The sequence below is a fragment of the Novosphingobium sp. PhB57 genome (assembly GCF_004342985.1).
Classification (GTDB): Bacteria; Pseudomonadota; Alphaproteobacteria; order Sphingomonadales; family Sphingomonadaceae; genus Novosphingobium.
On sequence record NZ_SMBO01000001.1, the window covers coordinates 54,725 to 77,800 of the forward strand.

Annotated in this window: 16 protein-coding genes; 11 read left to right on the top strand and 5 right to left on the bottom strand. The window is 66.6% G+C overall.

Going from position 1 to position 23,076, the window contains the following annotated elements:
• Window positions 1–11: 11 nt before the first annotated feature.
• The 5 genes from EDF58_RS00215 to EDF58_RS00235 all read left to right on the top strand — a co-directional run bounded on the left by EDF58_RS00215 (window position 12) and on the right by EDF58_RS00235 (window position 5,925).
• A complete protein-coding gene (locus EDF58_RS00215) occupies window positions 12–845 on the top strand; it encodes a fumarylacetoacetate hydrolase family protein (RefSeq protein WP_132261669.1) in 834 nt (277 codons plus the stop codon).
• A gap of 66 nt (window positions 846–911) precedes the next feature.
• Entirely contained in the window at window positions 912–3,188 is a 2,277-nt protein-coding gene (locus tag EDF58_RS00220) for a TonB-dependent receptor (protein ID WP_132261671.1), read from the top strand.
• 64 nt (window positions 3,189–3,252) lie between these two features.
• Entirely contained in the window at window positions 3,253–3,738 is a 486-nt protein-coding gene (locus EDF58_RS00225) for a hypothetical protein (protein ID WP_132261673.1), read from the top strand.
• Window positions 3,735–4,589 (top strand): alpha/beta hydrolase, encoded by an 855-nt coding sequence (locus tag EDF58_RS00230; protein ID WP_132261675.1) that lies wholly within the window; start codon window positions 3,735–3,737, stop codon window positions 4,587–4,589. The genes EDF58_RS00225 and EDF58_RS00230 overlap by 4 nt, the downstream gene beginning before the upstream one ends.
• Before the next feature lie 10 nt (window positions 4,590–4,599).
• A complete protein-coding gene (locus EDF58_RS00235; RefSeq protein ID WP_132261677.1) occupies window positions 4,600–5,925 on the top strand; it encodes a family 1 glycosylhydrolase in 1,326 nt (441 codons plus the stop codon).
• A 246-nt stretch (window positions 5,926–6,171) separates the two neighbouring features.
• Here EDF58_RS00235 and EDF58_RS00240 read toward each other — a convergent pair whose 3' ends face one another.
• The 4 genes from EDF58_RS00240 to EDF58_RS00255 are packed head-to-tail and all read right to left on the bottom strand — an operon-like array spanning window position 6,172 to window position 10,803.
• A complete protein-coding gene (locus EDF58_RS00240; protein WP_132261678.1) occupies window positions 6,172–6,948 on the bottom strand; it encodes a DeoR/GlpR family DNA-binding transcription regulator in 777 nt (258 codons plus the stop codon).
• On the bottom strand, window positions 6,921–8,225 hold the full coding sequence (locus tag EDF58_RS00245; protein WP_132261680.1) for an MFS transporter: 1,305 nt from the start codon (window positions 8,223–8,225) through the stop codon (window positions 6,921–6,923). Before EDF58_RS00245 ends, EDF58_RS00240 begins: the two co-directional genes overlap by 28 nt.
• Before the next feature lie 2 nt (window positions 8,226–8,227).
• Entirely contained in the window at window positions 8,228–9,376 is a 1,149-nt protein-coding gene (lldD, locus tag EDF58_RS00250; RefSeq protein WP_132261682.1) for an FMN-dependent L-lactate dehydrogenase LldD, read from the bottom strand.
• The gene (locus EDF58_RS00255) at window positions 9,376–10,803 is read right to left on the bottom strand and encodes a carbohydrate kinase (RefSeq protein WP_132261684.1); all 1,428 of its coding nucleotides are present in this window, start codon (window positions 10,801–10,803) and stop codon (window positions 9,376–9,378) included. Before EDF58_RS00255 ends, lldD begins: the two co-directional genes overlap by 1 nt.
• 134 nt (window positions 10,804–10,937) lie before the next feature.
• On the opposite strand from EDF58_RS00255, the gene EDF58_RS00260 reads away from it, so the two are divergent.
• The 3 genes from EDF58_RS00260 to EDF58_RS00270 all read left to right on the top strand — a co-directional run bounded on the left by EDF58_RS00260 (window position 10,938) and on the right by EDF58_RS00270 (window position 18,013).
• Window positions 10,938–13,052 carry a bifunctional rhamnulose-1-phosphate aldolase/short-chain dehydrogenase gene (locus tag EDF58_RS00260; RefSeq protein ID WP_243654001.1) on the top strand — a complete coding sequence of 705 codons (2,115 nt, stop codon included), beginning with the start codon at window positions 10,938–10,940 and terminating at the stop codon, window positions 13,050–13,052.
• A 64-nt stretch (window positions 13,053–13,116) separates the two neighbouring features.
• Window positions 13,117–14,409, top strand: coding sequence for an L-rhamnose catabolism isomerase (gene rhaI / locus EDF58_RS00265; protein ID WP_132261687.1), 1,293 nt, complete (start codon window positions 13,117–13,119; stop codon window positions 14,407–14,409).
• A 157-nt stretch (window positions 14,410–14,566) separates the two neighbouring features.
• Window positions 14,567–18,013 (top strand): glycosyl hydrolase, encoded by a 3,447-nt coding sequence (locus tag EDF58_RS00270; RefSeq protein ID WP_132261689.1) that lies wholly within the window; start codon window positions 14,567–14,569, stop codon window positions 18,011–18,013.
• Window positions 18,014–18,102: 89 nt separating this feature from the next.
• Here the strand turns inward: EDF58_RS00270 and EDF58_RS00275 are convergent, their stop codons facing one another.
• Entirely contained in the window at window positions 18,103–18,972 is an 870-nt protein-coding gene (locus EDF58_RS00275; protein WP_132261691.1) for a helix-turn-helix domain-containing protein, read from the bottom strand.
• A gap of 141 nt (window positions 18,973–19,113) precedes the next feature.
• On the opposite strand from EDF58_RS00275, the gene pobA reads away from it, so the two are divergent.
• The 3 genes from pobA to EDF58_RS00290 all read left to right on the top strand — a co-directional run bounded on the left by pobA (window position 19,114) and on the right by EDF58_RS00290 (window position 23,047).
• Window positions 19,114–20,295, top strand: a complete 1,182-nt coding sequence (pobA, locus tag EDF58_RS00280; RefSeq protein WP_132261693.1) for a 4-hydroxybenzoate 3-monooxygenase — start codon at window positions 19,114–19,116, stop codon at window positions 20,293–20,295.
• Between the two features lie 339 nt (window positions 20,296–20,634).
• Window positions 20,635–21,879, top strand: a complete 1,245-nt coding sequence (locus EDF58_RS00285; RefSeq protein WP_132261695.1) for a TolC family protein — start codon at window positions 20,635–20,637, stop codon at window positions 21,877–21,879.
• Window positions 21,872–23,047 carry an efflux RND transporter periplasmic adaptor subunit gene (locus EDF58_RS00290; protein ID WP_243654002.1) on the top strand — a complete coding sequence of 392 codons (1,176 nt, stop codon included), beginning with the start codon at window positions 21,872–21,874 and terminating at the stop codon, window positions 23,045–23,047. The genes EDF58_RS00285 and EDF58_RS00290 overlap by 8 nt, the downstream gene beginning before the upstream one ends.
• Window positions 23,048–23,076 lie beyond the last annotated feature (29 nt).

Below are 23,076 nucleotides of genomic sequence, written 5' to 3' on the forward strand. Positions count from 1 at the left end.
GGAGACTACGCATGAACCGTTACATCAGCTTCGAACGTCCCGATGGCAGCAAGAGCTTCGGCCGCCTCGAAGGGGACAAGGTGATCGATCTCGGCGCATCCGGCGCGGACGCATGGCTGAAGGACGTGCTGGCAGGCGACCTTGCCGCGCTGCCCGCGACGGGCGCGTTCGCCGCGGATGCCGTGAGCCTGCTGCCGGTCGTGCCGAACCCGGAAAAGATCCTCTGCGTCGGCCTCAACTACGCCAGCCACGTTGCCGAAACCGGCCGCGAGCAGAAGGAACACCCGGCGATCTTCACCCGCTGGGCCGACAGCCTGATCGCCGATGGCGAGCCTATGGTCCGCCCGCCCGAAAGCGAACGCTTCGACTACGAGGGCGAACTCGCCGTCATCATCGGCAAGGGCGGCCGCCGCATCGCGCCCGAGAACGCATGGGAGCACGTTGCCGGTTTTGCGCCGTTCAACGATGGCTCGATCCGCGACTGGCAGCGCCACAACATCCAGTTCACGCCGGGCAAGACCTGGCCCGGCACCGGCGGCTTCGGCCCTTCGATGGTGGCCGCTTCGGACGTGGAAGACCTCGCCTCGCAGCGCGTGCAGACCCGCGTGAACGGCGAACTGGTGCAGGACCAGCCGGTGTCCGACATGATCTGGGATATCCCCACGGTCATCGCCTATTGCTCGACTTTCACCGACCTCAAGCCCGGCGATGTGATCGCCACCGGCACCCCGGGCGGCGTCGGCGACAAGCGCAAGCCCCCGCTCTACCTCAAGGCCGGCGACACGGTCGAAGTGTCCGTGGGCGTGATCGGCACCCTTTCCAACCCCGTCATCGACGAGACCTGACGGGTCGCATCCATAAAATTGGCCATAAAAACCGGCTATAAACAATCAGTTTGGGGAGAGACCAATATGAACACCATCAGCAAGTTCAGCCTGCTTTCCGGCATCGCCCTGGGCGCCGTCAGCGTTTCCGCCCAGGCCCAGGAGGCCCCTCAGGCCGCCGCGCCTCAGGCAGCCGAGGCCCCGCAGGTTTCCGGCACCGACATCATCGTCACCGCCCAGCGCCGCGCGGAGAAGGTGACCGAGGTTCCTATCTCGATCACCGTCGCCAATGCCGCGCAGCTTGAGCGCCAGCAGGTCAACACCGTCAATGACCTGGCCCGGATCGCCCCAAGCCTCGAAATCCAGCAGGCCCCCGGACAGAACACCGGCGGCGGCGGCTCGGTCCGCGGCATCGGCACGCAGACTTTCTCGCCTGGAGCAGTCGCCTCGGTGGGCGTGGTGGTCGACCAGGTCAGCCAGGGTAACGCGAACATCTCGGACCTGTTCGACATCGCCCGCGTCGAAGTGCTCAAGGGGCCGCAGGGTACGCTGTTCGGTTTGACGACTTCTGCCGGCGTTATCAACATCACCACGAACCGCCCGGAATTCGGCGCCTTCTCCGCTCGCATCCGCACCGAACTGTCGGATGCCGGTACTGCCGGTTCCAAGTATGGCAACCAGGTCGTGCAGGGGCTGGTCAACATTCCACTCGCCGCGAATGCGGCGCTGCGCGTCTCGGGCGTCGCCAACTTGCGGCAGGGCGTGAATCGCAATGCCACCACGGGTGAGCTTAACGATACCGATCGCTACGGTGTGCGCGGGCGACTGCTCTGGGAGCCCAGCGATCGCGTCACAGTCAACCTGATCGGCGATTATTCCCAGACGCGCTACGAGAACGGCGGCGATTTCTTTACTTTCGTCAAGACCGGCGGTCCCGGCACGTTCCTCGGCGGCGCGGGCTTCGATCCGGTTGGTATCACCGACCGACTGGCGAGCTGCGGCGTGACGCCGGGTGAGGGCAATCGCAACTACTGCACCGATGAAAGCTATGTCGGAAAGAGCAAGAACTACGGCGGTTCGGTCCAGGTCGATTACGAAGCGGATCCGTTCACGCTGACCTCGATCACTGCCTTGCGCAAATCGAGCGAGAGCGGTTACGGCGCCGCCTCCAACGTATTCCGCGGCGATCCGCTGGAGCTTCAGGTCCATAACGATCCCGTCAATCGCGACCTCAGCCTGTTCACACAGGAATTCCGCGTAAGTTCCGCGGCAGGACAGCCAATCGAATATACCGCCGGCGCCTTCTATTCGAACCAGAAACAAACGCGCGATCCGGAGACCGTTCGCGTTACCCTCATTCCGGCGCCGAACGTTGTCATTCCCATCGTAACCACCACGACGCCGCAATTGACCATCCGCGACGAATCGCTGGCCTTCTTCGGCCAGGTGACCGGCCATGTCAGCGACCAGTTCCGCCTTATCGGCGGCGTACGCTACACGACCGACCGCCTGTCGCTCGATTCTTTCGACACCGCCGGAGCGGTCTCCGATCGCACTGTGCTGGACGTGGCCAAGTGGTCATGGCGCCTGGGCGCGCAATACGACATTACCGGCTCGACGATGGCCTACGCCACGGTTTCGCGCGGGTTCAAGGGCGGCCAGATCGCGGTTCCCACTGCAGCCAGCCCTTACGTGGTCCTGCCGGAAATCCCCACGTCCTACGAGGCCGGCGTCAAGTCGACGCTGTTCGGTGGCTGGGTTGCCGATCTCAGCGTGTTCTACATGAAGATCGACAACTTCCAGGCGCAGAGCTGCACGGTCGATGCCAATGCCATCATCTCGTGCGACCAGACCAATATCAACGGCGTGAAGACCCGCGGCGCCGAACTGAACTTCTTCGGCAAAGTGTTCGACGGCCTCTCGCTCAACACCGGCTTCATCTATTCGAAGGCTACTTATCCGAAGAACTTCCTCGGCACCGACGGCACCGATATCGGCGGCAGCCAGTTGGCCTATGCGCCGCGCTACAAGTTCACGCTCTCGGGCCAGTACGACATGCCGTTGGGCGAGAACTTCGGCGGGTTCCTGGCTGTCGACACCGTTTGGAAGTCGCGCATTCGCTACGAGGCCAATTCGGTCGCGGATACGACCTTCCGGCCGCACTGGCTCGTCGGTGGGCGGATCGGCGTAAAGACCGCGGATGATCGCTACACCGTCGCGGTCTTCGCACGGAACCTGTTCAACGTCCACGAACCTTCGCTGATGCAGAGCGACTTCCCCTATAACGGTGCCGAAAATATCGGCGCGATCTACGGGCCTCAGTCCTACCGGAACATCGGCATCAGCCTCGACGCCAAGTTCTGATCGGGAACGCCGGGCGCGGCAGCGGCTGCGCCCGGCACCATTTCTGCGAACGAGAAAGGGCAATATGCAGAGGCATTTCAATCCCGATCGCCTGCTGCGACGCGAGCAGCTCCTCAGCGCGGCGATCAATGCGGTGCTGAGCGCGGCCTTCTTCGCGCTGGTCTTCGGTATCGGTGACCGCGCGCTTACCATGGCCGCGCCCGACAGCTTCGCGCTCGATTTCCTGCCGCAGGGGGCGATGGTCTCGCTCATGGCGTCGCTCGTGCCTGCGCTCGCAATGCGCGGCCGCCTGCGCAAGAGCGATTTTCTCCGGCAGGGACGCGACCCCTCCGGTGGCAGGATCGTGGCCGCTACCGCAAAGGGCGTCTTACTCGGCCTGTCCAGCGGCGCGCTGCTTTTCGCCCTGGCGCGGCTGGGGCCTCTGGCACATGTACCAAGCTACCCGGCGCTGGCCTTCAAGATCCTCTACGGCGCGGGGCTGGGTGCCGTCTGTACCCGATTGGCGTTGACCGGCCTGTTCGAAGGCGTGTTCAGGGAGCGAACGACATGAAGGGCACGATTGCGCAGCTGGACACGCGGCTGGGGCCGGATGTCGTTGCAGCCGTCCGTGCGCTTTACGAGCCGGAGCAGGCGCCCCTCGCCGCCGAGATCGCGCCGGTCGCGCTCGACTGCGCCTATGGTCCCGATCCCCGCAACCGCCTCGACCTCTATGGCCAGGGAGGCGATCCCCGTCCGGTCGTGCTGTTCGTTCATGGCGGGGGCTTCCTCGTTGGCGACAAAGGTGGACAAGCGGGCGCCGGCGAAAGCGGTTGGACCAATGCCCATGTCGGGCGCTGGGCGGCCGCGAACGGGCTGATCGGCGCGGTGATGAACTACCGCCTCGCGCCTGCGCACATGTGGCCTTCGGGCGCGGAGGACGTGAGCCTCGCGGTCGAGTGGCTGCGCGCGAACGTGGCCGGGCATGGCGGCGATCCGGACCGGATCTTCCTGCTCGGCACTTCGGCGGGCGCGGTCCATGTCTCGGCCTTTCTGAAAGCGCGCGAGGATCACGGCAAGCTGGTGCGCGGGGCCGCGCTGCTTTCGGGGCTCTATGGGTTCACACCGCTGGATGAGCGCGACATGCTCTATTACGGCCCGCAGGATTGCTACGACTTGCGCATGCCGATGGGCGCGGTGATGGCGACCAGCCTGCCGCTCATGGTCGCCTGCGCCGAGTTCGACCCGCCGCGCTTCCAGGCCGAATGGGCCAGCCTCCTGCAAGCCCGCCTCGGCCGCCACGGCCATCTGCCGCGCGCGCACTACGCCTCCGGGCACAACCACTATTCGATGGCCATGCATCTCGGTACGTCCGACCGCCGGCTGTCCGACGAACTGCTTTCCTTCTTCGCCGACCATTCCTGAGGGGCATCCGATGACCAAGATTGCGAATCTCGACCGCCGAAGCCTGCTCGCCGCTGGAGCACTTGCCGCCGCCGCGCCGGTCATGGCACGCGCCGCCGCGAAGCGTCCAGACCCGGCCTTCCCCAAGGGCTTCCTCTGGGGCGCGGCCACCGCGCCGCACCAGATCGAAGGCAACAATGTCGCGTCCGACCTCTGGTTCGTCGAAAACCAGAAGCCGACCATCTTCGCAGAGCCTTCGGGCGACGCCGTGAACAGCCTGGAACTTTGGGCGACCGATCTGGATATCGTGAAGTCGCTGGGCCTCACCTCCTACCGCTTCGGCGTGGAATGGGCGCGGATCGAACCGGAGAAGGGCCTGTTCTCGCAGGCCATGCTCGATCACTACAAGCGGATCGTCGAAGGCTGCCACGCCCGCGGCCTGGCCCCGCTGGTGACTTTCAACCACTTCACCGCGCCGCGCTGGTTCAGCGCGCAGGGCGGCTGGAGCAACCCGGAATCCGCCCAGCTCTTCGGCCGCTACTGCGACAAGGTGGCTCGCGCGATCGGTGCCGACATCGCCATGGCCATGACGCTGAACGAGCCGAATATCCTGCTCATCCTCAAGAACATCCTGCCCCCGCCGGTATGGGACATGCAGCGCCAGACTCTGGAGGCCGCCACCAAGCGGCTCGGCGTCGAGCGTTTCCTCTGCGCCAATGTCGCCGGGCGCGAGGACGTGGATGTCATCGTCCGGGGCCAGATGGCCGGGCACAAGGCCGCCCGCGCCGCGATCAAGGCCGTGCGCGGCGATCTGCCGGTGGGCTTCACGCTCTCGGTGCTGGACGACCAGGCTTCCGGCAAGAACTCGATGCGCGACAAGGTCCGCGCCGAGCTTTACGGCGACTGGCTGGAGATCGCCAAGGGCGACGACTTCATCGGCGTGCAGAACTACGAACGCGCGGTCTGGAACGACAAGGGCCGCCTGCCCGCGCCGGATAGCGCCGATCGCAACTGGTCCGGCACCGAAGTCTGGGCGCCGTCGCTGGCGGGCGCGGTGCGCTATGTCCACGCCGCGACCAAGGTTCCGGTGCTGGTTTCCGAACACGGCGTCGGCACCGAGGACGATACGCTGCGCGCGCGCTTCATTCCAGCGGCGCTCGAGGGGCTGAAGCAGGCGATGGACGACGGCGTGCCGGTGCTTGGCTACATGCACTGGTCGCTGCTGGACAATTACGAGTGGATCTTCGGCTACAAGCCGCGCTTCGGCCTGTGCAGCGTGGATCGCACCACGTTCGCCCGCACGCCCAAGCCGAGCGCTGCGGTGCTGGGCGGGATTGCGAAGCGGAATTCACTTTGAACGCCTGCACTTCGTAATCGGGAGCGCAGCGAAGCAATCCAGGGCGGCTCGGCGCGGCTCTGGATTGCCGCGTCGGCTTCGCCTCCTCGCAATGACGAGGAACATGGCATGCTGCCTTATCGGGCTGGCGTGCCATTTTCGTCAGGAGACCATCGAACGCGGCGCCGCCCGCAACGGTAAGCCGCGCACCAAGCCCGCCAAATTCCGAGGGCCTGGGGGATCATCCCCCAGGCCTTCTTCCTGCCTTCAGGCTATAATCACCTTCACCCCGAGATCCCGCAGTCGATCCGCCATGTCCTGCGGGATCCCTTCATCGGTGACGATGGTATCCACTTCGTCCAACCCGCAGACGATCGCGCCCGACGAGGAGCGGAACTTCGAGCTGTCGACGAGGAGCACGACTTCCTCCGCACGGTCCATGAACCGGCGCTCGGCGGCGACCAGGATCACGTCCTGTTGCATCACCCCCTGCGGGCCTACCGCCGCCGCGCCCATGAACAGCTTGGGCGCGTGGAAGCGCGGCATCGAGTCTTCGCCCGCCGGGGCCAGGACGATGTTCTGCTCGCGAAACACCGTGCCCGAGGGCAGCAGCACGCGCGTGCCCGTCTGGGGAAGCAGGGCGTGGACGATGTGCAGCGAGTTGGTGAGCACCTGCATGTCCAGCCCGTCGAGATAGGGGCACATCTGGAGCGTGGTGGTGCCCCCGTCGATCATGATCCCCTCGCTCGGCCGGCAGAGCCTGGCCGCGGCGCGGCCGATGGCCTGCTTGGCGGGCAGGTGCTGGGTGATGGACTGCTCGAAAGGCGTGCCCGCCAGACCCAGGGGGTTCTCCGGCTTGTCGTCTTCCGGCAGCTTGGCGCCGCCATGGACGCGCTGGATGCGGCCGGATTCCTCCAGCCGCGTCAGGTCGCGCCGGATCGTTGCGGGCGAGGCGTCGAGCTGGGCTTCGAGAGCGCGATAGCTCACGAAGCCCGTGTCGGCGACGGCCTCCAGTATCAGGCGTTCGCGTTCCTCGGCGTGCATGCGACTTGTGCTTCCTTCTGGGGAGCCAGGCCGGGATTGGCCTGTTCCGCTTCGAGCTGTTCCAGCGACTTGCCTTCGTTGCGAGGCGCCCAGAGTGCGCCGATGATCCCGCTGATGACAAGGAAGCCGGTAAGAATCCAGGCCAGGTTCGTAAAGCCCGTGGCATTGAGCATGGGCACGAAGAAGCTGAACACGCCCAGGGAGATACGCACGATGGCGAAGCAGACGCCCTGCGCGGTGGAGCGCAGCATCGTCGGGAACATCTCCGAGCTCCAGAGCTGGAAGAAGCTCTGCGCGCCGAAACCGCCGCCGAACTGGAGCAGGAACACATAGAGCAGGGCCACCGGGATCGTCAGCGGCAGGATGGCCAGGAGCATCATGCCCGCGATCTGGATCACGGCCGAGATGATGAACAGCGTGCGCTGGTTCACCTTGTCCGACAGGCGCATGAACACGAACGTGACCGAGATCATGGCGACGAAGAACGAGACCGCCTGGATGGCGACGCTCTGCGCCTGGGTGGCCGCGCCCATGGTGCGCAGGATGTAGGGGAAGAAGAAGCCGTTGGTGCCGGCCCAGAGGTTCCAGAACCCGTACATGCCCACGAGGCCGAGGATCGAAGTGAGATACTTGCCCTTGAACAGCGAGGAGAAGGGCGGGCGCTTCACGTCCGATTTCTGCGCCTCCACCCAGCGCTCCGATTCCTTCATCTTCGAGCGCAGCAGGGTGAGGCCCAGCGCGATCACCACGAGATGGGCGAAGACGATCCGCGCGCCCAGCACGCCGAGCGAGGTTAGCGCCAGGCTCATCAGCAGGACCACGACCGGGCCGAGATACCACAGCGCCTGCGCCACGCCGGAATGCTTGCCGCGCTTGTTGTCCGGCGCCTGCTCGGCGATCAGCGACCAGCTGGCGGGAATGTCCGCGCCCACGGCGAGGCCGACGATCAGGAAGCCGACGACGATCATCCAGGGCGCCACCGCGAAGACCAGCATCGACATGCCGAGCGCGTAGATCAGCATGTCCCACTGGTAGATCTTCTTGCGGCCCAGCTTGTCGCAGAGCCAGCCCCCGATCAGCGCGCCCACGCCCGCGCCGATGGCGTTGGGGCCGAAGGCGGCGATCAGGCCGACGAAGTCGTTGGAGAGGTGATAGCTCTCCTGCCACAGCGCGAGCGCGGCGGAGCCGGCGACGATCGAGCCGGCGTCGATATAGTTGGCAAGGCCGGCGAGTATGGTGTTGCGCCAGTTGTCCTCTTGCTCTGCGGTTTCCGTCATTGTCAGGTCCCTCCCGCCAGGATCGTTCTGTCGATCTCTGCGATTTTCGTCGTGCCGGTGAGCGCCATGGCGACGCGCATCTCGGCCTCGATCAATTTGAGCATCTTGGTGACGCCGGCTTCGCCGCCTGCGGCAAGCGCCCAGGCCCAGGCCCGGCCGAGCAGCACGCCCTTGGCGCCGAGCGCGAGCATGCGCACCACGTCGAGGCCGGAGCGGATGCCGCCGTCGGCCAGCACGGTCATGCGGTCTCCCACGGCGTCGGCGATGGGCGGCAGGGCGCGGGCGCTCGACAGCACGCCGTCGAGCTGGCGGCCGCCGTGGTTGGAAACGACCAGGCCGTCAGCGCCAAGCGCGGCGGCTTCCTTCGCATCCTCGGGGTCGAGAATGCCCTTGATGACCAGCGGCCCCTTCCATTCCGAGCGGATGAAATCGAGATCGCGCCAGTTGATCGAAGGGTCGAAGTTGTTCCGCATCCAGGCGAAGAAGTCCTCGATGCCGGTCCGTCCCTGAAGCACCGGGGCGACATTGCCGAGCGTGTGCGGGCGGCCGTGGATGCCGACGTCCCAGGCCCATGCGGGCCGCGCGGCAGCCTGCGCGAAGCGCCAGGCCGCGCCTTTCAGGCCGCCGGTTCCGGCCAGGCCGGTGTGATAGTCGCGGTAGCGGCTGCCCGGCACCGGCATGTCGACGGTGAAGACCAGCGTGGAACAGCCCGCCTCGACTGCTTTCGCCAGCAGGTCCTTCATAAAGGCGCGGTCGCGGATCATGTAGAGCTGGAACCAGAAGGGCTTGGCCGCCGCCGATGCCACTTCGCCGATGGTGCAGGCGCCCACGGTGGAAAGCGTGAAGGGAATGCCCGCCTTATCCGCCGCGCGCACCGCCTGGCACTCGCCGCGCCGGGCGTTGAGGCCGGCAAGGCCGATCGGCGCGAGCGCGACCGGCAGGGCCAGCTTCTGGCCGAACAGCTCGGTCGAGAGGTCGAGCTGCGACACGTCGCGCAGCACCCGCTGGCGCAGGGCGAGGTCGGCGAGGTCGGAGACGTTCCGCCGCAAGGTGGCTTCGGCATAGGAGCCGCCGTCGATATATTCGAACAGGAAGCGCGGCAGGCGGCGGCGGGCGGCCTCGCGGAAATCGGGGATCGAGGCGGTGATCATCAGGCAAGTTCCCGCATATGCGCGCGCCATTTCGCGCGGTAGGCGGCAAGATCGCCTTCGAGCGGCGCGACCCGGCGCAGGCCGCCTTGCGCCTGCAGCAGCGGATTGATGAGCCGCAGGGCGCCGAACGACACGTCGTTATGAGCGTTGGCCACATAGACTTCGGTGTCGGGGCGCAGTGCCGCCAGAGCGCGCACGAAGACTTCGGCATCGGCGAAGCGGCCCTCGATCAGCAGCCGCTCCTTCGAGCCGATCAGGTCGAGCGAAGTATCCGCCACCATTGCGGCATAGAGGCAGATCGCGGCGCGGCGGGCGTACCAGGTTCCCGCCCATTCCTCGGGCTTGTCGACCCATTCGGCGGTGCCGTGAGGGAAGGGGCCGAAGCCCGGCGCCAGAGTGGGCATCATCATCGTGCCGCGCGCGAGCAGGCCGGGCACGGCCTCCATGAGCCGGGGCTGGTCGGGGCGGATGTCGACGCGGCGGGTGTCGATCTGGATGATCGATTCGATCTCGCGCCCGCCCATGAAGCGCGCGGAAGGTACCGGCCAGCCATAGGCGTCGACATTGACCAGGGTGTCGCGCGCCTCGGGCAGCGCGGCGATGGAGAACGTCTCGGCGGCGAGGCGCATGGCGATGAACCAGGTGCCGGTGGAGAGAATCGTGGCTTCCTGCCGTGCAATCTCGGCGAAACCGCGGGCGGCGAGCAGGGCGGCGTTCGAATCGTGGAGGCCCGCGAGCACTTGCGCCGTGGCGGGCAGGCCGGTTTCGGCGGCGATATCCGCGCGGAGAGTGCCCACCACGTCGCTCGCCTTGACGACCGGCGCGAAGCGTTCGGCCCAGCCGAACCGTTCGGACATGGGCGAGAACCGGGCATCGGCGGGGCACCAGAGGTCGGTGTGGCAGCCCAGGCTGGTCACTTCGCTGGCGGTGCGGCCGGTGAGGAACCAGGCCCAGTACTGCGCCCAGGGCACCAGCGTGGCGCGGGCCATTTCCTCGGGGAACCGCCGCGACATCCAGTAGACCTGCGTGCCCAGATTGAGACCGTCGGGCAGGGCAGGCGAGCCGGTAAGCGTGAACGCGTCACGCTCGCGGCGGTAGTCCGCCATCACGTCTTCGGGAATGGCCTGTTCGTAGTCGAGCGGGGGGAACAGCAGGCCCCCATTGCCATCGGCGCCGTCCAGCGCGGCGAAGCCTGCGCCGTGCGCCACGGGAATGATCGCTTCCACCGGATGGCCCGACCAGCCGCGCAGCGTGGCGCGCAGCCATTGGCCGATACCCTCGACATCGAGAACGCGCAGACCGTCCTGCTCGCAGGCGGCGTTGGGGCGCACCTGACGGTCGAGCATGCGGCCGCCCCGCGTCCACAGCGTCAGCTTGCTGAGGGTCTTGCCGATATCGACGACGATGAATGTACCCGTACCCGTCATGGCTCTCCAACCATCCTCAATCCCGAATGCGTTCTGACCAATTATGATTGACTTTGGTGATCGAACGTGATCGTTTTGTAGCGAAACAGATTGCTCATGCAAGCACGAATTGGTAGAGGATGACTATGGATACCATGACCGCTTCCCGCCCGGCTGCGATGCCGCCCGCGATACCTTTTGCCGTTCCGACCAGCCGCTGGGACGACTCGGTGGCGGCGACGCTTTCGCCCGAGCAGTTGCTGCTCTACCGCTCCAACCTGCTCGGTTCCGACCTTACCGTCACCAACTTCGGCGGCGGCAATACTTCGGCCAAGCTGACCGAAATCGATCCGCTGACCGGCGGCGAGGTGGAAGTGCTGTGGGTCAAGGGTTCGGGCGGCGACATCGGTTCGATGAAGCTCGACGGTTTCGCCACGCTCTACCAGGAAAAGCTGCTCGGCCTCGAAGCGCATTACGCCGGGCCTGAAGACGACGACAAGATGGTCGGCTACCTGCCGCACTGCACGTTCAACCTCAACGGCCGCGCCGCCTCGATCGACACGCCGCTGCACTCGCTGCTGCCTTTCGCGCATGTCGATCACGTCCACCCGGATGCGATCATCGCGCTGGCCGCCAGCTCGGGCGGCGAAGCGGCGACTCAGGCGATCTGGGGCGGCAAGATCGGCTGGCTCGGCTGGAAGCGTCCGGGCTACACGCTCGGCGTGCAGCTGCGTGACTATGTGGCCGCCAATCCGGGCGTGGAGGGTGTCATGCTCGCCGGCCACGGCATCATCTGCTGGGCCGACAGCGCCAAGTCCTGTTACGAGCACACCGTCGAACTGATCGCCGATGCCGCGAAGTACCTCAATGCCAAGCTCGGCGAAAAGCCGGCCTTCGGCGGCAGCGCCTACGGCACATCCGAAGACCGCGCCGCCATTGCCGCCGATCTCATACCGCGCCTGCGCGGACTGATGACCGGCGCTCGCCGCAAGGTCGGCCATTTCTCGGACGATGCCGAGGCGCTGGAATTCGTGAACTCGGTGGAGTTCGAACGTCTCGCCGAGCTGGGTACTTCGTGCCCCGATCACTTCCTGCGCACCAAGATCGCTCCCCTGACGCTCGACCCTTCGCGTCTTCAGGACCAGGACTATCTGGCTCAGAAGATTGCCGATTATCGCGACATGTATGCGGCTTATTACGAGCGCTGCAAGCGTGGGAACTCGCCTGCGATGCGCGATGCCAACCCGGTGGTCGTGCTGGTGCCGGGCGTGGGCCGCATGACTTTCGCCACGGACAAGACCACCGCCCGCCTCGCCGGGGAATTCTACGGCAACGCCATCAACGTGATGCGCGGCGCCGAAGCCATCGGCGATTATATCGCGCTGGACGAGCAGGAAGCGTTCGACATCGAATACTGGCTGCTTGAGGAAGCCAAGCTCCAGCGCATGCCGGCGCCGAAGCCCCTGGTCGGCCGCGTGGCGCTCGTCACCGGCGGTGCGGGCGGCATCGGTGCCGCCACGGCGGCGCGGCTGATGGCGGACGGCGCCTGCGTGCTGCTGGCCGACCGTGACGCCGATGCCGTCGAGGAAGTACGCGCCGGTTTCGCCAAGCAGTTCGGCAAGGACGTGGTCCGCGCCGCCGTCTGTGACGTGACTGACGAAGCGCAAGTCTCCGACGCCTTTGCCGTCGCCGCGCGCGAATTCGGCGGGCTCGACATCCTCGTCGCCAATGCCGGCATCGCCTCCTCGGCCCCGATCGAGGAAACCACGATCGAACTGTGGAACCGCAACTACGACGTGCTGGCGCAGGGCTACTTCCTCACCAGCCGCGCCGCCTGGCCGCTGCTGAAGGGCATGAAGGAGCAGGGCGGTACCTCGGTCGTCTTCATCGGATCGAAGAACGGCGTGGCGGCGGCCACCAATGCCTCGGCCTATGCTTCGGCCAAGGCGGCGGCGAACCACCTTGCGCGTTGCCTCGCTCTGGAAGGCGCACCGCATGGCATCCGCGTCAACGTCGTCAACCCCGATGCCGTCATCAAGGGCAGCAAGATCTGGGACGGCGACTGGCGCAAGGAACGCGCGGGCGCCCACGGCATCGACACCGGCAAGGAACTGGAAGAGCACTATCGCAACCGCTCGATGCTGAAGCGTGACGTGCTGCCTTCGGACATTGCCGAAGCCGTCTATTTCCTCGCGGGAGACCAGTCGGCGAAATCGACCGGCAACATGATCAATGTCGATGCGGGTAACGCGCAGGCGTTCACGCGCTAAGAGATATGTATCGGGGGAAGGCGCGAACCGGCGCGTTCCCCCGCACGGGCTAGAGGATAGAAGAATGAGCAGACTGCCGATTTCGGATGAACTGATCGCCGAAGCCAATGCCCGCGCGGCGGACGCGCTGGAGGACGAATACGCCTCGCTCGGCCGCAAGCTGGAGCGTTCGGGCATCGCCATCGACGCGATCAAGGACAAGGTCGCCGCCTTCTCGGTCGCGGTCCCCTCGTGGGGCGCGGGCCGGGGCGGTACTCGCTTCGCCAAGTTCCCCATCGCGGGCGAACCGACCAATATCCACGAGAAGCTGGAAGACTGCGCCGTCATCAACCAGCTTTCGCGCCTCACCCCGCGCGTCTCGCCGCACTTCCCCTGGGACAAGGTGAGCGATTACAAGGCCCTGCGCGAAGAAGCGGCCAGCCTCGGCCTCGGCTTTGATGCGGTGAACTCCAACACCTTCCAGGACCAGAAGGACCAGGCCCACTCTTACGCCACCGGTTCGCTCTCCTCGACCATCGAGGCGACACGCCAGCAGGCCGTCGAACACAATATCGAATGCATCGAGATCGGCCGTCAGCTCGGCTCCACTGACCTGACCGTCTGGGTGGGTGACGGCACCAACTTCCCCGGCCAGCAGGACCTCGGCCGCAGCCTCGACCGCTATCTGGACGCGGCCGCTGAGGTCTATGCCGCGCTGCCGGACGACTGGCGCATGCTGCTCGAACACAAGATGTTCGAACCGGCATTCTATTCCACCGTCATCAGCGACTGGGGTTCCTCGATCCTCGCCGCGCAGGAACTGGGCCCCAAGGCAAAGTGCCTGGTCGACCTGGGCCATCACGCGCCCAACGTGAACATCGAGCAGATCGTGGCCCGCCTCCACCGCTTCGGCAAGCTGGGCGGCTTCCACTTCAACGACAGCAAGTACGGCGACGACGACCTCGATTCCGGCTCGATCAACCCGCACCAGCTGTTCCTGGTGTTCAACGAACTGGTCGAGGCCGAACTGGCCCCGCGTGACGGTTTCAAGCCCAGCTACATGATCGACCAGTCGCACAACGTGACCGACCCGATCGAATCCATGCTGTCCTCCGCCGAAGCCATCGGTTCGTGCTATGCCAAGGCGCTGCTCGTGGACCGCGAGGCGCTGCATCTCTCGCAGGAAGCCAACGACACGATGATGGCCTTCCAGGCGCTGCGCCGGGCCTACAATGTCGATGTCAGCCCGATCCTGGCCAAGGCGCGCGTGGAGGCGGGCGGTGCGGCGGATGTGCTGGGCGCCTACCGCGAAAGCCGCTGGCGCGACCGCAAGGCGCAGGAACGCAAGGCCGTGGGCCTGGGCGCCGGGATCGTCTGAGACTTCACACTACCTGAAAATACCGCCGGGACAGGGGCAGCAAGCCTCCCCGGAAACCTCTCCTCGCCGGGACATCACGTCCCGGCGGCGAGGGCAAAAACAAAACTAAAACAATCACAACGATAAATCCGACAACCATCTGGATCCGGGAGGGACTATGCCGATCCATTCACTTCGTACCGTGCTGTGCTCCGCAACTGCACTGGCCGCGACGCTTGTCGCCGTGCCGGCCCTTGCGCAGGAACAGGGGCCTGCCCCCGCTGCAACATCTGCCGAACCGTCCGCCGCCCCGCTGGAGGACCAGTTCCGCGATCCGCCGGGTTCCGCCCGCCCGCGCGTGTGGTGGCACTGGATGAACGGCAATATCTCCAAGGACGGTATCGCCAAGGACATGGCCTGGATGAAGCGCGTCGGCATCGGCGGTCTCCAGAACTTCGACGCCAATCTCCAGACCCCGCAAGTGGTCGACCATCGCCTCGTCTACATGACGCCCGAGTGGAAGGACGCCTTCCGCTTTGCCGCGCATGAGGCGGACCGCCAGGGCCTTGAACTCGCCATCGCCGCTTCGCCCGGCTGGTCGGAGACCGGCGGCCCTTGGGTGCAGCCGCAGGACGGCCTGAAGAAGCTGGTCTGGTCGGAGACCTCCGTGGCGGCGGGGCAGCGTTTCTCCGGCAAGCTGGCCGCGCCGCCTTCGGCCACAGGCCCATACCAGGCGCTTGGCGCCGCGCTTTCGATCGAGGAAATGATCTCCGGCCATCCCGCCCCGCCGGGTCCGTCCTACTACGGCGAGGTGGGCGTCTTCGCTTTCCCGGAGGCCGCCGAGCCCGCTCTGGCGCTGCCGCGCGCAGCCGATGGCCTGGGCAATGCGCTTTCCGCCGCCGCGCTTTCGGACAGCGATATCGGCAAGGGCGTGACGCTCGCCCGCAAGGAGGGCGAGGCGCCGAGCCTGCGGCTGGACTATGCCAGGCCCGCAAGCATCGGTTCTGCGACCATCTTCGTGCCTGAGGTGACGGTGCCGTTCGCCGGAGCCGCTTTCACCGGCACGCTGGAATCGAGCGCCGACGGCAAGGCATGGACGCCGATCACCACGCTCATGCTTGGCGCGGTGCCGACGACCGTCAGCTTCCCCACCGTCACTGCCGCGCATTTCCGGCTGGTGCTCAATCCCCGCAAGCCTGACGGCGGGCTCGGCTCGCCGGCGCCGGGCATTGCCATGGGCGGGCTGTTCGACGGCGTCGGCGCGATGCTGGCGAAAAAGCCGCTGATCGTGGGCACTTTCGCGCTTACCGCAGGGGCGAAGGTCGACCGTTTCGAGACCAAGGCCGGCTTCGTGATGAGCCGCGACTATTACGCCCTGGAAGAGCCGAAGGACGGCGCCACCGGCGTTGCGCCTGACGGCGTGTTGGACCTGACGGGCAAGCTCAAGGCCGATGGTACGCTCGACTGGCAGGCCCCGGCGCTCCCCAAAGGTCAACGCTGGCGGGTGCTGCGCATGGGCTATTCGCTGCTCGGCACCACCAACCACCCAGCACCGCCCGAGGCGACCGGGCTGGAGGTCGACAAGTTCGACGGTGACGCCGTGCGCCGCTATCTCGATCACTACCTTGGCCTGTACAAGGAAGCCGCCGGGCCGGACATGATCGGCCAGCGCGGGGTGCGCGCGCTGCTGACGGACTCGATCGAAGTGGGCGAGGCGAACTGGACGCCGAAGATGCTGGAGCAGTTCCAGCGCCTGCGCGGCTACGACGCCCGGCCTTGGCTGCCCACCCTGACCGGCGTGCTGGTCGGCTCGCGGGCGCAGGCGGACAAGTTCCTCTACGATTATCGCCGCACACTGGCCGACCTGCTGGCCAGCGAGCACTATGGCACAGTCGCCAAGGTAGCGCATGAAAACGGCCTGAAGGTCTATGGCGAGGCGCTGGAGGACAAGCGCCCGATGCTGGGCGACGACATGACCATGCGCAGCCACACGGATATCCCGATGGCCGCGATGTGGACCTTCCGCGATGAAGGCCCGCGCCAGACCCTGATCGCCGACATGAAGGGCGCCGCCTCGGTCGCGCATCTTTATGGGCAAAACCTCGTCGCGGCGGAATCGATGACCGCCTCGATGTCGCCCTGGGCTTTCGCGCCTAAGGACCTCAAGCGCTTCATCGACATGGAGTTCGTGAACGGGGTCAACCGCCCGGTTGTCCATACCTCGGTGCACGTTCCGGTCGACGACAAGAAGCCCGGCCTCTCGCTCTTCATCTTCGGCCAGTATTTCAACCGGATGGAAAGCTGGGGCGAGATGGCGAAACCCTGGGTGGACTACATCTCGCGCTCCTCGCTGCTGCTTCAGGCCGGGCGCAACGTGGCGGACGTCGCCTATTTCTACGGCGAAGAAGCGCCGCTGACCGGGCTTTATGGCGACAAGCCGGTTGCCGATGCCCCGGTTTCGCATGCCTACGATTTCCTGAGTGTCGACGCGCTGACCGGGTTGCTTTCCAACGACGGCAGCGAAGTCGTCGCGCCCAGCGGGGCGCGGTACCGGGCGATCTACCTCGGCGGTTCCTCGCAGCGCATGACGCTGGGTGCACTGAAGAAGCTGGCCGCACTCGTCGAAGGCGGGGCCACGGTGATCGGCGACGCGCCGACCGCGACGCCCAGTATGATGGGGGGCGCTGCGAGCGTCAGGGACGGCGAGTGGTCGGCACTGGTGGCGAAACTCTGGCCCGGCAGCGGCGATGCCACGGTCGGCAAGGGCCGCGTAATGGCCGGCAAGGATGTGGAAGGCGCCCTGAAGACGCTGGGCGTGGCCCCGGACTTCCGGTTCACCAGCACGCAGATGGGCGCCGGCACGCAGGCGGGTGCGAAGATCCCCTTCGTCCACCGCCGCGACGCGCAAGGCGAAATCTATTACCTCTCCAACCCCCAGGGTGCCCAGTCCATCGAGGCGCACTTCCGCGTCACCGGCAAGGCACCGGAACTCTGGCATCCCGAGACCGGGACGAGCGAGCCGGTCGGCTACCGGATCGAGAACGGCGAAACCATCGTGCCGCTCTCGCTGGTCGAAGGCGATGCCCTCTTCGTGGTGTTCCGCAAGGCCGCCGCGAAGCAGAGCCTGACGCTCCCCGCCCGGCCGGCGCAGACCCTGGCCTCGCTCGATGATGGCTGGACCGTGCGTTTCCAGGCGGACCGCGGCGCGCCGGCCTCGATCGAGATGGCGAAGCTGGCTCCGCTCGAACGGAACGCGGATGCGGGCGTGAAGTACTTCTCCGGAGAAGCGACGTATTCGCGCAGCTTCACGCTGCCCAAGGGTGCCAAGGCCGGGCAACCGCTCTGGCTCGATCTCGGGCAGGTGGGCGATCTGGCGGAAGTCACTGTGAACGGAAAGCCGGTCGGCGCGGTCTGGCATGCGCCTTACCGGATCGACGTGGGCAAGGCGGTGAAAAGCGGCAGCAACACCATCGAGGTGAAAGTGGCCAATCTCTGGGTCAACCGGCTGGTCGGTGACGCTCAACCGGGCGCCAAGGCGATCACCTGGACGGCGATGCCGACGTATCGCGCCGATGCGCCGCTTCGGCCTTCGGGGCTGATCGGGCCGGTCACTCTGGGCAAGTGAGGAAGAGGAAGTCCTGGGGGATCATCCCCCAGGACTTGGGAATGTCGAACTTGCGCGTTGCAGGGGGGCGATGCTCCCCTGCTTTTCCTCTAGTCTTCACTCCCATGCGCATGCGTGGACTTGTCCAGACGCGGCCGGTGCCCCGTCATCCGCAGATAGAACCGCGAGAAATACGAAGGGTCGGAAAAGCCGAGTTCGTTGGAGACCTGCACGACGCTGGCATTGGCGAAGCAGAGCAGCCGCTGCGCTTCCAGGGCGAGCCGGGCGTGGAGCAGTTCCTGCGGTGAGCAGCCCAGCTTGGCGCGACACAGGCGGGTGAGGGTGCGCGTGGTCATGCCCAGCCGCTCGGCGTACCAGCCCAGCGGCAACTGGTCCCGAAAGTGCAGTTCGACGAGGTGGCGCAAGTGCGAAATGCGCTGGTCGCCGCTGCCCTCGTCCGCCGCTTCGTCTTCCGGCAGCAGCGAACGCAGCACCGCTTCGGCCATCGACAGGAACAGCGCGTTCGGCCGCCGCCAGTCCTGCGGGATCGCCAGCATCTCGGCGCAGAGGAATTCCACCCGCTTCACTATTTCTACCGGCGTCGGCGCGAAGCGGCCATGGGTTGCGGCGTGGAGCAAGGGATCGCCGGAACTGCTTCGCCGCTCCGCGAAACCGCTGCTGAGCATCAGCACATAGCCGATCGTCTCGGGCCGGAAGCGAAAGCCATGGATGCTGCCGGCGGGAATCACGATGTGGCAGGGGGCCTCCAGCGTCTCGGTCGTGTCGTCTATGGTGAGCGTGACCTGTCCCTTCGATACCAGCATGACCTGTACTCCGCGGACATGGCGATGCGGGGCGATTTCCCAGTCATGCAGGGAACTTCGCGCGGCGATCGTCTCGATATGCCCGAATTCCGGTGAGCTATCGGGGATGTCCTCCCCGTAGAGGACATAAGAGGGAACGGGCCGGGCTGCTGTCATGGCGTGTCTCGAAAGTACCGTAAGAAAGGCCGTCCGGTGCATTCCGCCAACCCGCGCGTCCTGTCAATCCGGATGGCGAAGCGGTGCTCCCCGAAGTTTCGGCGAGAGAGCCCGCAAGGCATGGATTGGGAGATAGCGATCATGCGCACTCAAGTAGCCATCGTCGGCGCCGGACCGGCCGGACTCCTGCTCGGGCATCTGCTGCGGGCCGAAGGCATCGACTGCGTCGTGGTAGAGCGCCAGACCGGCGACTACGTGCTTTCGCGCATTCGCGCCGGTGTGCTCGAACAGGGCACGGTCGCGCTGATGGAGCGCCTCGGCCTCGATGCGCGCATGAAGGCGGAAGGGCTGCCGCACGACGGCTTCAACCTCGCCGATGGCGAGCGTCTGATCCGCATCGACATCAAGGCGCTCACGGGCAAGCAGGTCATGGTCTATGGCCAGACCGAACTGACCCGCGACCTGATGGAAGCGAGCGAAGAGCGCGGGCTTGAGGTGATCTACCAGGCCGCCGATGTCGCGCTGCACGACATCGAGAGCGACGCACCTTACCTCACTTACACGGCAGGGGGGGGCGGAGACGGCGCCGAGCACCGCATCGACGCGCGCTTCATCGTCGGCTGCGACGGTTTCCACGGCCCCTCGCGCGCGGCGATTCCCGCCAGTGTCGGCCAGACTTTCGAGCGCGTCTATCCCTTCGGCTGGCTCGGTATCCTGGCCGACGTGCCGCCCTGCAATCATGAGCTGATCTACGCGCACCACGAACGCGGCTTCGCGCTCGCCTCGCAGCGCAGCCACACGCGCAGCCGCTACTACATCGACGTGCCGCTGACCGAGAAGCTGGAGGACTGGAGCGACGACCGCATCTGGGATGAACTGGCGATCCGTCTCGGCCCGGACGCTGCCGCGCATATCACTCGCGGCCCCTCGATCGAAAAGTCCATCGCGCCGCTGCGCTCGTTTGTTTTCGAACCGATGCGCCACGGCAGCCTGCTGCTTTGCGGCGATTCCGCGCATATCGTGCCGCCGACCGGCGCCAAGGGCCTGAACCTTGCCGCCAGCGACGTCTATTACGCCTGCGAGGCCCTGACCGGTTTCTTCCAATCGGGCGACAACGATGCCGTCGCGGGCTATTCGGCCAAGGCGCTGCGCCGGGTCTGGGCTTCGGAACGGTTCAGCTGGTCGCTGACCAAGCTGATGCATCGCTTCCCCGAAGACGGTCCGTTCGAACGCCGCATGCAACTGGCCGAACTCGATTACATCGCGTCGAGCGAACACGCGCGGAGGGTGATTGCCGAGAACTACGTCGGCTTGCCGGTCTGACAACAGGCGGGAGAAAGGCCCGGGGCGTGCCCCGGGCCTTTCCGAACAGACCCGGCGCGCGGTTATTGGCAGGGCGCGGCCTGCCGCTACCCACATTTTGTCTTTCCAGACGGCACCAATGGTATTGCGGATGCAGGGGGTCACAGATCTCCTGCAATTTCTTCTTTTCGCAACCTTCGACAACCCAAAGCACTTCCATGCGTTTCGGCAGCGTTCGACCGAAATGCATTGAGGGGACAACGGGAAATGGTTCGGAAAGCGGCTGGAGGCCGGGAGGTCGTCCACAGCGGCCGGATTGATGCGTTTTTGCCCCTTGGCACAAGAAGTTGGTGGCTTCGCATGCGCAGCACGATTGCCTCTGCGGACATTGCTGCTATCGCAGCCCATGTGCGAAACCACACTGTCTTGCGCCGCGGCGGCGGCCCCCTCGTACTGGTCCTGGCCTGTGCGCTGGCCGGGTGCGCCACGTCTGCCGTGCCGGAAACCCACACCAACCTGACGATCGCGCCCGCGGTCGAGGCGCCTGCCGATGGCGACTGGTGGAAGAGCGGCGGTGATCCGCTGCTCATCAACCTCATCGAGCGCGGCATTGCCGCCGATACCGATCTGGCCTGCCGCGCCGCCCGCCTCCACACCCAGGAGGAGACCGACGCGGCCGCTTCCCGGCGGCTGGCGGGCAAAGTGCGCGCGCTGGTCGGCAAGGACCAGTCGTCGGAACGCGACGCGGCGCGCATGGCCTGGGCCTATGCTTATGCGCAGGCCCGCGCCGACCGCGCGACCGAAGTGGCGCTCGCCTATGTGCAGGTGCGCCGCCTGCAGCAGATCCTCGTCCTGCGCACCGAGCGGCTCGACCAGTTCCGCGACAATGCCGTGATCGCCGAATTCCGCCGCCAGGCCGGTCTGGTGACGGCCATCGACGGCGGACTGGGCAACAGCATGGCCGGCGTGGTCGATGCCGACGTGGCCGCCACCCGCGCGCGTTTCGATGCCGCGCGGGCCAATCTCGCCGGTTTGACGGGGATGACCGATACCGAATTGCTGACCGCGCTGGGCGAAAGCGCACCGGTGCCGGCGCTGGCGCCCGGTGCCGCGCTGCCCGCCGACGCACCGCTCCACCGCGCCGATCTCCTGGCCTTGCAGAGCCGCCTCGAAGCCAGCCTGGCGCGCGATTCCATCACTCAGGCCCAGCTCGACGCCGCGCGCGCGGCGCCGGAAGACGCGGAGACCGCGCCGGCCTTGCGAGAGGCCCTGCAGAAGCTGGACAAGGCCGAGCAGGGCGCCCGCGCCGAGATCGCGTCGCACCGTCAGGCGATGGCGGCGTTCGACGCCCGCCAGTCCGGGCTGGACGATACCGCGGCGCAGGCCAAACGCGCCGTCACCGATGCCCGCGCCGCCTACAAGGCCGGTTTCGGCGATTTCGCGACGCTCTATGTGGCCGAAGCAGCCGCCCTGGCCGCCGACGAGGCCCGCGTGGGCCTGAAGGCAGACCGGGCCGCGGCGATCATCCGCCTGCACAAGCTGGAAGGCGGGGGCTGGTCGGCCGCCGATCTCGATCCGCCGATGGGGACTGCGGCCTGTGACTGACGCCGAAGCGGGTGCGCTCGATACTTTCCTGGGAGCCGGCGCCCGGCGGGGCCGGGGGCATATGCTCAGCCTCGCGCTGCTCACGGTGGCGGCGATTGCCGCGATCCTGCTGCTCGTGCGGTTCCTGAGCGGCACGGATTCTCCTTATTACACCGCCATGGTCGAACAGGGCGACGTGGTTCCGCTCGTCTCCGAACGCGGCACCATCCACGGCAGCGGGGAAGTGGTCCTGGCCGCTGCGCTCGATGGCACGGTCTCGGCCGAGGGCGTGCCGGCCGGTGGGCGGGTCGAGGAGGGGCAGGTCCTCGCCACGATCGACGCCGAGCCGCTGCGCAGCACGATGGCGGCGGATCGCTCGCTGGTCTCGGCCGCCGAATCCGACCTTGCCGCCGCACGCGCCGCGCGGGAAGACGCGGCGGGGCGGCTGGGCCGCTTCGAGGATGTATGGCGCCGCTCCGGCCACCGCGTTCCCGCCATCAATGAACTGGAGACCGCCCGCGCCGCCGTCGACCGCGCGACGCGTGAGGTTTCGGCAGCGGAATCGCGCCTTTCCGCGGCCAGGAGCAGCCTCAAGGCCCATAGCGAGACATTGGCCGCCGCCGTGGTGCGCGCACCGTTCTCGGGCTTCGTGGTCGATCGCAATATCAGCACCGGCCAGCGCGTGCGCAGCGGCATGCGCCTGTTCACGCTGGCCGCCAGCGACGAGACGCTGGAGATCGAGGTTCCCCTCGCCAAGGCGGGCAATGCCGAGATCGGCACCGGCACGCTCGCCCGCGTGCGGCTGGATGCGATGCCGGACGCAGTGCAGCAGGCCACGCTTGCCCGCGTGCTGGTGGACCGCGCCGATGCCCCGGGATCGCGCCGCGCGGCCTTCACGCTGGAAAAGCCCGCCGAAACGGTGCGCCCCGGCATGGCCGCCACGGTGGAGATCGCCTTGCCGGCGCGCAAGGGCGTGATGCTGGTGCCCGATGCCGCCCTGACGTTCGAACCCGAGAACTCGGCCGATCGCAGCAGGGCGCGCATCTATCTCGTTTCCCCGGACGGAGAACCGCGCCGGGTCTATGTTTCCACGGGCGCCGGCGATGGCAAGCGCACCGAAGTCTTCGCCAACGATCTCAAGCCGGGCGACGAAGTCATCATCGGATGGCGCAACCCGCCGGGCAAGTGATCGCGCGAAACAATAGAGGGACCCCTGCT

Coding starts and splice junctions, on each gene's coding strand:
- pobA (WP_132261693.1), top strand. CDS start 19,114: ATGCGCACTCAAGTAGCCATCGTCGGCGCCGGACCGGCCGGACTCCTG.
- EDF58_RS00260 (WP_243654001.1), top strand. CDS start 10,938: ATGACCGCTTCCCGCCCGGCTGCGATGCCGCCCGCGATACCTTTTGCC.
- EDF58_RS00235 (WP_132261677.1), top strand. CDS start 4,600: ATGACCAAGATTGCGAATCTCGACCGCCGAAGCCTGCTCGCCGCTGGA.
- rhaI (WP_132261687.1), top strand. CDS start 13,117: ATGAGCAGACTGCCGATTTCGGATGAACTGATCGCCGAAGCCAATGCC.
- EDF58_RS00225 (WP_132261673.1), top strand. CDS start 3,253: ATGCAGAGGCATTTCAATCCCGATCGCCTGCTGCGACGCGAGCAGCTC.
- EDF58_RS00215 (WP_132261669.1), top strand. CDS start 12: ATGAACCGTTACATCAGCTTCGAACGTCCCGATGGCAGCAAGAGCTTC.
- EDF58_RS00285 (WP_132261695.1), top strand. CDS start 20,635: ATGCGCAGCACGATTGCCTCTGCGGACATTGCTGCTATCGCAGCCCAT.
- EDF58_RS00230 (WP_132261675.1), top strand. CDS start 3,735: ATGAAGGGCACGATTGCGCAGCTGGACACGCGGCTGGGGCCGGATGTC.
- EDF58_RS00270 (WP_132261689.1), top strand. CDS start 14,567: ATGCCGATCCATTCACTTCGTACCGTGCTGTGCTCCGCAACTGCACTG.
- EDF58_RS00220 (WP_132261671.1), top strand. CDS start 912: ATGAACACCATCAGCAAGTTCAGCCTGCTTTCCGGCATCGCCCTGGGC.
- EDF58_RS00240 (WP_132261678.1), bottom strand. CDS start 6,948: ATGCACGCCGAGGAACGCGAACGCCTGATACTGGAGGCCGTCGCCGAC.
- EDF58_RS00255 (WP_132261684.1), bottom strand. CDS start 10,803: ATGACGGGTACGGGTACATTCATCGTCGTCGATATCGGCAAGACCCTC.
- EDF58_RS00275 (WP_132261691.1), bottom strand. CDS start 18,972: ATGACAGCAGCCCGGCCCGTTCCCTCTTATGTCCTCTACGGGGAGGAC.
- EDF58_RS00245 (WP_132261680.1), bottom strand. CDS start 8,225: ATGACGGAAACCGCAGAGCAAGAGGACAACTGGCGCAACACCATACTC.
- lldD (WP_132261682.1), bottom strand. CDS start 9,376: ATGATCACCGCCTCGATCCCCGATTTCCGCGAGGCCGCCCGCCGCCGC.